Origin of the sequence: Streptomyces coffeae, from assembly GCF_016741875.1 — a bacterium.
GTDB classification, from domain to species: Bacteria; Actinomycetota; Actinomycetes; order Streptomycetales; family Streptomycetaceae; genus Streptomyces; species Streptomyces coffeae.
The window spans coordinates 51,957-58,525 of record NZ_JAERRF010000041.1 but is presented as its reverse complement, the minus strand read 5'-3'; the positions used below and the strand labels follow the sequence as shown (position 1 = coordinate 58,525).

The following is a 6,569-nucleotide window of genomic DNA, read 5'->3' as shown; positions in this document are numbered from 1 at the left end:
CCCCCCCCCCCCCACCCCCCCCCCCCCCCCCCCCCCCCCCGCGTCCCCGAGAGGAGTCCGTCCCATGAGCCCGCCGCAGGCGAACCCGGCGCAGATCCGGGTGCTCGTCGTCGAGGACGACCCCGTCGCGGCGGACGCGCACCGCATGTACGTCGAGCGCGTCCCCGGATTCGCCGTCGTCGGCACCGCCCGCACCGGCGGGGACGCCCAGCGGCTCCTGGAGCGGACCCCCGCCGACCTCCTGCTCCTGGACCTCTACCTGCCCGACGGCCACGGCCTCCAGCTGGTGCGGGCGCTGCGCGCGGCCGGGCACGGCGCGGATGTCATCGCGGTCACCTCCGCCCGCGACCTCGCCGTGGTCCGCGACGGCGTCTCGCTCGGCGTCGTGCAGTACGTGCTGAAACCATTCACCTTCTCCACCCTCCGGGACCGCCTGCTGCGCTACGCCCAGTTCCGGGCGACCGCGGGCGAGGCCAGCGGCCAGGACGAGGTCGACCGCGCCCTCGCCGCCCTGCGGGCGCCCCGGCCCGCCGCGATGCCGAAGGGGCTGACACAGGCCACCCTCCAGGCGGTCACCGACGCCCTGCGCGGCGCCGAGGACGGCATCTCCGCCGCGGCCACCGCCGAGGAAGTGGGCATCTCCCGCATCACCGCGCGCCGTTACCTGGAACACCTGGTGGAAGCGGGCCGCGCCGCCCGCACCCCCCACTACGGCCAGATCGGCCGCCCCGAACTCCTCTACCGCTGGCTGAGCGACACCCCGTAGGGCACCCATGCGGGACGCCCCTCGCACACCCGCCGCCCGCACCGGCATTCGCTCAAGTCCGTTCCTGGTCAGGGGGATTGACCTTGCGATGAGGCCGACCGTACGGTCGGCGCGCCAGCCCATCGAGGCCAGCGCAAGGAGGTCGTGCTCGTGCGCCCCACCGCTCCACTGATCCTCTCCGCCGCCCTCGTCGCCACCGCGGGACTCACCGCCTGCGGCGGTGGCTCGGGAAGCGACCCGGACACCATCAAGGTCGCCTACAACCGTTCCACCGACAACAAGATCCGCTTCAAGGACAACCATCTCGCCGCGGTGAAGAAGCAGTTCGAAAAGGCGAACCCCGGCAAGAAGGTCAAGCTGGTCCCGATCCAGGCACAGGACAACGACTACGCCACCAAGGTCCAGCAGATGATGCGGTCGCCACGGACCGCACCCGATGTGGTCTACGAGGACACCTTCCGGATCAATTCCGATATCAAAGCGGGCTATCTGCGCCCCCTCGACGACTATCTGGCCAAGTGGAAGACCTGGGACCAGTTCGTCGGCACCGCGAAGAGCGCGGCCAGGGCCGAGGACGGCAAGACGTACGGCATCCCGGACGGCACCGACACCCGCGGCCTGTGGTTCAACAAGAAGATCTTCGCGAAGGCCGGGCTGCCGGAGGACTGGGCGCCCAAGGACTGGAACGAGATCCTCGAAGCCGCCCGCACCATCAAGAAGAAGGTCCCCGGCGTCACCCCGCTCAACGTCTACACCGGCAAGGCCCCCGGTGAGACCTCCGTGATGCAGGGCTTCGAGATGCTGCTGTACGGCACCGGCGAGGACCCCCTCTACGACCCCGGGGCGAAGAAGTGGGTCGTCGGGCACCAGGGCTTCGAGCAGTCCCTGTCCTTCCTGCGCACCGTCTACTCCGAGAAGCTGGGCCCCGACACCTCCGACGCGCTCGACCCCAACGTCGGCACCACCGTCTTCAGCGAATGGCTGCCCGAGGGCAAGCTCGCCATCGCCCTGGACGGCTCCTGGCTCGGCCAGAACTGGCTGAAGACCGGCGGCAAACCGTGGCCCGAGTGGGCCGACACCCTCGGCCAGGCCCCGATGCCCACCCGGACCGGCCGGGCACCGGGCAAGGTCAGCATGTCCGGCGGCTGGACCTGGTCGATCACCGCCAAGTCCAAGAACCCCGATCTGGCCTGGAAGTTCATCCAGCAGCTCCAGACCAGGAAGAACGCGGTGCGGTGGGACGTCGTCGGCGCGCAGATCGCGGTGCGCAAGGACGTGGCGAAGGACCCCGGGTATCTGAGGTCCATGCCCGGCATCACCTTCTTCACCGGCCTGGTGAAGTACACCCACTACCGCCCCGCGCTCCCCGTCTACCCCCAGGTGTCCTCCGCCATCGGCGAGGCGATGGAAGCGGTCACCACGGGCGACGCCACACCGCGCGGGGCCGCCGAGGCGTACGCGGACCAGATGAAGTCCATCGCCGACGGCGCCACGGTCAGCAAGGGCTGAGCCCGATGACCACCGCGACCAAGGTGGCGGCGCAGGTTCGGGTACGGCGCCGCCACCGCCCCCTGCGCTGGCTCCCGCTCGCCCCCGCCACGATCCTGCTGTTGCTCTTCCTCGGCGGACCGATCGGCTACTGCGTCTACATCGCCTTCACCAATATGCAGCTCACCGGCGCGTCCACCACGGACTTCGTCGGCCTCGACAACTTCCGGCGCGCATTCGGTGACGACGACTTCCGCAACGCGGTCGTCCTCACCCTCGTCTTCACCTTCATCTCCTCGCTCATCGGCCAGAACACCCTGGGCCTGGCCCTGGCCGCCCTGATGCAGCGCGCGTCCAAGCCGGTGCGCACGCTCACCGGCTCGATCGTCATCGCGGCCTGGGTGCTTCCCGAGATCGTGGCGGGCTTTCTGCTGTACGCCTTCTTCCGCCGCGAGGGCACGCTGAACGCGGTGCTCGACGGGCTGGGCCTGCCGTCGCAGAACTGGCTCTACACCCTGCCGATCCTCGCCGTGTCCTTCGCCAACGTCTGGCGGGGCACGGCCTTCTCGATGCTCGTCTACTCCGCCGCGCTCTCCGAGATCCCCAAGGAGATCACGGAGGCGGCGGAGGTCGACGGCGCAGGCGGGCTCAGCCGCTTCTGGCACATCACCCTGCCGATGATCCGCCGCTCCATCGGCACCAATCTGATGCTGAACACCTTGCAGACGCTGTCGGTGTTCGGCCTCATCTGGGCCATGACCCGCGGCGGCCCCGGCAACCGCAGCCAGACCCTCCCGGTCTTCATGTACGACCAGGCGTTCAACAAGGCGCTCATCGGCTACGGCACGGCGGTGGCTTTGCTGTTGCTGCTGGTGGGAGCGCTGTTCTCGCTGGTCTACCTGCGGCTGATGAGGGAGGAGGTCTAGAACTCGCCCTTCTTGACCTTGTACAGGTCGATCTCCGGGTTCGCGAAGAGGTGGACGTAGCCGCAGTGCCAGCAGATCAGCCCGGTGGCCGACTCATTCGCCCAGGCGAGGTTCATGAACTCGGCCCCGGTGCTGTTGAGCTTCACCTTGCGGTCCCGGAACAGATCGCCCTTGCAGTACATGCAAGTGATCCACTGGTCCCCGATAGCCGCACGCACGGGCTTGGCCACGCGTTCACCATGCCTTTCCCCAGGTCACCGAACAGCGCACTCGTTCGAACGCGCAACGCGAGGGGTCAGCATAACCGGGCCCCGGCGGCGGAGCATGTGCCGGAAGGAAGGTGATGGCCGACACACAACACACACATCCGGTGTCCCTTTATCAGGTATGTCACCCTTAACCATCCCGAACTCGACGACAACCGTGATGAGTTCACTCGACTCCAGTGTGAAGACCTTGTGCCCGAACACAAGGTCCCTCTAACGTGCTCGGCGTTCGAGAAGCGAACACCACGTTGCCGGGCCGCCGAATCCTGCCCCCCGGCGCGCGGCAGCACGTCATCACACCGTCGGGCAGGAGTGGGGGACCCACTTGCGCCGTACGGGACAGCACGTACCGGACGGCTAGGGGTGAAGCCGTGGAAGCACACGGCCGGGTGTATCTCCAGCCCGAACCCGACAGCTCACCTCGCAGGCGTTCCGGAGTACGGAGCCACCATGATGTCTGCATTCGGACAACACCGCTCCCCATGCCCTCGACGCGCCGCCCGGCCCCTCCTCAGCCGCGTCTCCGCGGCCGGCGCGCCCCTCGTCCTGTCCGACGCCACCGTATGGGGCGCCGTCGACGGCATCGAGGTTCCGACGGACTGGATCAACGCGTTCGGCTGACACCTGCGTATCCGGCTGCGTATCCGGCTGCGTTTCCGGTTTTTCCACGCAGCGAGTGAAGAAGGCCGCGGACTGGTGTGACCTCAGACGCATACCGGGGTCACTCGTCTACGTACGAGCACGCGGCCGATGGCGAGCGATGCCTCCTCGGCCGTGTGGTCGACGGGGGCGGTGGTCGCTGTCGGCTTGGCGGGCCCGGATGTCAGCGCGGCCGTCTGTCGATCAGCGAGCTGAGAACCTGCCGCGCCTTCCGCGCCTTCCGTCGAACAAGAGGACATGATGAAACCTTTCGCGTTGAACTACGCCCGCCCCGCCGCGCCCCCGCCCGTCGTGATCCCTTACGCCTATGACCCCAGACGGCAATGGAACGTCCTGCCCGACGGCCGCCCGGCCACCAGCGACCGCGCCTTGCTGCTGGCCATGGGCACCACCTGCTCCACGGCAGGTTCCAAAACCCACTTCGACGACTGACGGGCCCATGACGGTCCTCATACTGACCTGTGCCGAGGACGTGACCGCGGACATGGTGGTGCTGGCCCTGCACGACCTGGGCGTCCCGGTCGTACGCCTGGACCCTGCCGACCTCCCCGGCCGGATCAGCCTGTCAGCGGAGTACGTCCAGGGCGACTTCCATGGTCACCTGTCGACCGGCGACCGGGTGGTGAGCATGAACGGACTGCGCTCGATATGGGTACGCAGACCCGGTCAACCGGCCGCGCACGCCACCCAGCAGTCCGCATGGCTCACGGCCGAGTCCGCACAAGCCCTGTACGGAACGCTGTACTCAACGGGCACGCGCTGGATGAACCACCCCGTCGCGGCCGAGCAGGCCCGCCGCAAGCCCTGGCAGTTGCATGTCGCCCACCACAGCGGCTTCGCGGTGCCCCCCACACTGATCACCACCTTCCCGCGGATCGCACGCGACTTCGCCGCGCGGCACCGGGACCTCGTCGTGAAGTCGATTTCGGGAGCACACCCCGGTGACCCACCGATGGCACTTCCCACCACCCGTGTCGAGCCGGATGCCGACTTCGCACAGGTGACAGCGGGCCCCACCCTGCTTCAACAGCGTGTACCCAAGCGTGCGGACATCCGGCTGACCTGTGTCGGAGACGAGTTGTTCGCGGCCCGGAAGCTGTCCGACGACAAGGAGGTGGACGGGCGCTTCACCGACGACGGCGCCCTCTGGGCTCCGGCCGGTATACCTGCCCGCATCGCGCAGGCGGTCCGTGCCTACATGTCCCTCACCCAACTCGCCTACGGCGCATTTGATTTCGCCGAGGACCGTGACGGCACGTGGTGGTTCCTCGAGTGCAACCAGAGCGGCCAGTTCGGCTTCATCGAGCTGGAGACCGGCCAGCCCCTCGCCGAGAACGTGGCGGCCTGGCTGGCGGGTCGACCCGCGCCTCGGTAAGGGCGGCTCGGAAGGCCACCCAGGCGGCGGGGCTGAAGCGGAGGACGGGGCCGCGGGGGTTCTTGGAGTCGCGCACGGCGACGGTGTGGGGATGGTTGGTGGCCACCTCCACGCACTCCTCAAAGGGGTCGCTCCGGCTCGACTTACGAAACACGAAAGTTTCCATTGCTCACAGTTCCTTGATGAGCGCTTCGATGAACCCTCGGGAGGCGGACTCGGGGAGAGCACGCTGAGCCGTCTCCTCGAAGATTCTTACGTGCTCGGCAGCACCATCGCCACCCTCAATCCATACATGCGAGTGCGACGACTCCACGTAGACCACATCCATGGCTCCTGGTTCTGCGAAGGAGAGCACGTTGAACGAACCCGACAGCCCCAAAGCGAACCCCGCGCCGAAGGGCAGCACTTGCACGGTGACGTTGGGCCGTTCCGCCCACCCCAGGAGGCTCATCAACTGCTCCCCCAGGACCTCCGGCTCGACCGCCGGAATACGCAATGCCGCCTCAGGAATGACAGCCCAGAGAGAAGGCGGCTCTTCCTCTGCGAAGTGCCGCTGTCTGATCATCCTGGAGGACACGAACTTCTCGGTCTCATCGGGGTGTTCATCTGGCAGCGCCGTGCTTCGAAGCAGCCGTGCGTAGCCCTCGGTTTGAAGCAGTCCCGGAATGAAGGACACCTGCCACGCCTTGATCGCAGTGGCAGCACTCTCCAGCGACACGTACTCCCTCATGGTGCTGGTGAACGGTACGTCGTTCCACCAACCCTTTGCCTTGCGACGTTCGCGATCGATGCGCGCCAACTCCAGCAGAGTGCCGACGGTCGCGGGGTCGCTCGCACCGTACAGATCGCAGAGCGCCCGGATGTCCGGATCGCGTATCGGAACCCAACCGCGTTCCATCTTGGCGACCTTGGTGGTGGAGCCGGTGAGCGCCTTGGCGGCGTGGGTCTGCGTCAAGCCCGCCGCAGTGCGGAGCTTGATCAGTTCGCCGCCGAGCCTGCGTCCCAGAACGGTCGAGGTGCTGTTTCCCTGCATTGGCTGACTTGTCGTCACGCGCACAGTCTGGTGGCACGGGGGCTCGACCCGCAAA

At 67.7% G+C, this 6,569-nt stretch carries 9 protein-coding genes and 1 riboswitch; of the genes, 6 read left to right on the top strand and 3 right to left on the bottom strand.

Features of this window, described 5'->3' with window-relative positions:
- Positions 1–64 precede the first annotated feature (64 nt).
- The 3 genes from JK363_RS37770 (at position 65) to JK363_RS37760 (ending at position 3,180) form a co-directional block, all read left to right on the top strand.
- Positions 65–766, top strand: coding sequence for a response regulator (locus JK363_RS37770; RefSeq protein WP_201882564.1), 702 nt, complete (start codon positions 65–67; stop codon positions 764–766).
- Between the two features lie 150 nt (positions 767–916).
- On the top strand, positions 917–2,275 hold the full coding sequence (locus JK363_RS37765) for an ABC transporter substrate-binding protein (protein ID WP_201882562.1): 1,359 nt from the start codon (positions 917–919) through the stop codon (positions 2,273–2,275).
- 5 nt (positions 2,276–2,280) lie between these two features.
- Positions 2,281–3,180, top strand: a complete 900-nt coding sequence (locus JK363_RS37760; protein ID WP_201882560.1) for a carbohydrate ABC transporter permease — start codon at positions 2,281–2,283, stop codon at positions 3,178–3,180.
- Here JK363_RS37760 and JK363_RS37755 read toward each other — a convergent pair.
- On the bottom strand, positions 3,177–3,410 hold the full coding sequence (locus JK363_RS37755; RefSeq protein ID WP_201882559.1) for a hypothetical protein: 234 nt from the start codon (positions 3,408–3,410) through the stop codon (positions 3,177–3,179). The two genes, JK363_RS37760 and JK363_RS37755, sit on opposite strands and share 4 nt — an antisense overlap.
- Positions 3,411–3,733: 323 nt before the next feature.
- Positions 3,734–3,891, top strand: a riboswitch (cyclic di-AMP (ydaO/yuaA leader).
- A 5-nt stretch (positions 3,892–3,896) separates the two neighbouring features.
- On the opposite strand from JK363_RS37755, the gene JK363_RS37750 reads away from it, so the two are divergent.
- The 3 genes from JK363_RS37750 to tgmB all read left to right on the top strand — a co-directional run bounded on the left by JK363_RS37750 (position 3,897) and on the right by tgmB (position 5,481).
- Positions 3,897–4,067: a hypothetical protein gene (locus JK363_RS37750; RefSeq protein WP_201882558.1), complete on the top strand. Its 171-nt coding sequence runs from the start codon at positions 3,897–3,899 to the stop codon at positions 4,065–4,067.
- Positions 4,068–4,346: 279 nt separating this feature from the next.
- Positions 4,347–4,538: a putative ATP-grasp-modified RiPP gene (gene tgmA, locus JK363_RS37745; protein ID WP_201882571.1), complete on the top strand. Its 192-nt coding sequence runs from the start codon at positions 4,347–4,349 to the stop codon at positions 4,536–4,538.
- Positions 4,539–4,545: 7 nt separating this feature from the next.
- Positions 4,546–5,481, top strand: coding sequence for an ATP-grasp ribosomal peptide maturase (gene tgmB / locus JK363_RS37740; RefSeq protein WP_201882557.1), 936 nt, complete (start codon positions 4,546–4,548; stop codon positions 5,479–5,481).
- Here tgmB and JK363_RS37735 read toward each other — a convergent pair.
- The gene (locus tag JK363_RS37735; RefSeq protein ID WP_201882555.1) at positions 5,405–5,647 is read right to left on the bottom strand and encodes a DUF397 domain-containing protein; all 243 of its coding nucleotides are present in this window, start codon (positions 5,645–5,647) and stop codon (positions 5,405–5,407) included. The genes tgmB and JK363_RS37735 overlap by 77 nt on opposite strands.
- Before the next feature lie 3 nt (positions 5,648–5,650).
- Positions 5,651–6,532 (bottom strand): helix-turn-helix domain-containing protein, encoded by an 882-nt coding sequence (locus JK363_RS37730; protein WP_307822030.1) that lies wholly within the window; start codon positions 6,530–6,532, stop codon positions 5,651–5,653.
- Positions 6,533–6,569: the final 37 nt, after the last annotated feature.

Excerpts from the sequence above, each read along its gene's own strand:
- JK363_RS37760 (WP_201882560.1), top strand. The coding sequence starts at position 2,281 with ATGACCACCGCGACCAAGGTGGCGGCGCAGGTTCGGGTACGGCGCCGC.
- JK363_RS37770 (WP_201882564.1), top strand. The coding sequence starts at position 65 with ATGAGCCCGCCGCAGGCGAACCCGGCGCAGATCCGGGTGCTCGTCGTC.
- JK363_RS37735 (WP_201882555.1), bottom strand. The coding sequence starts at position 5,647 with ATGGAAACTTTCGTGTTTCGTAAGTCGAGCCGGAGCGACCCCTTTGAG.
- tgmB (WP_201882557.1), top strand. The coding sequence starts at position 4,546 with ATGACGGTCCTCATACTGACCTGTGCCGAGGACGTGACCGCGGACATG.
- tgmA (WP_201882571.1), top strand. The coding sequence starts at position 4,347 with ATGAAACCTTTCGCGTTGAACTACGCCCGCCCCGCCGCGCCCCCGCCC.
- JK363_RS37750 (WP_201882558.1), top strand. The coding sequence starts at position 3,897 with ATGATGTCTGCATTCGGACAACACCGCTCCCCATGCCCTCGACGCGCC.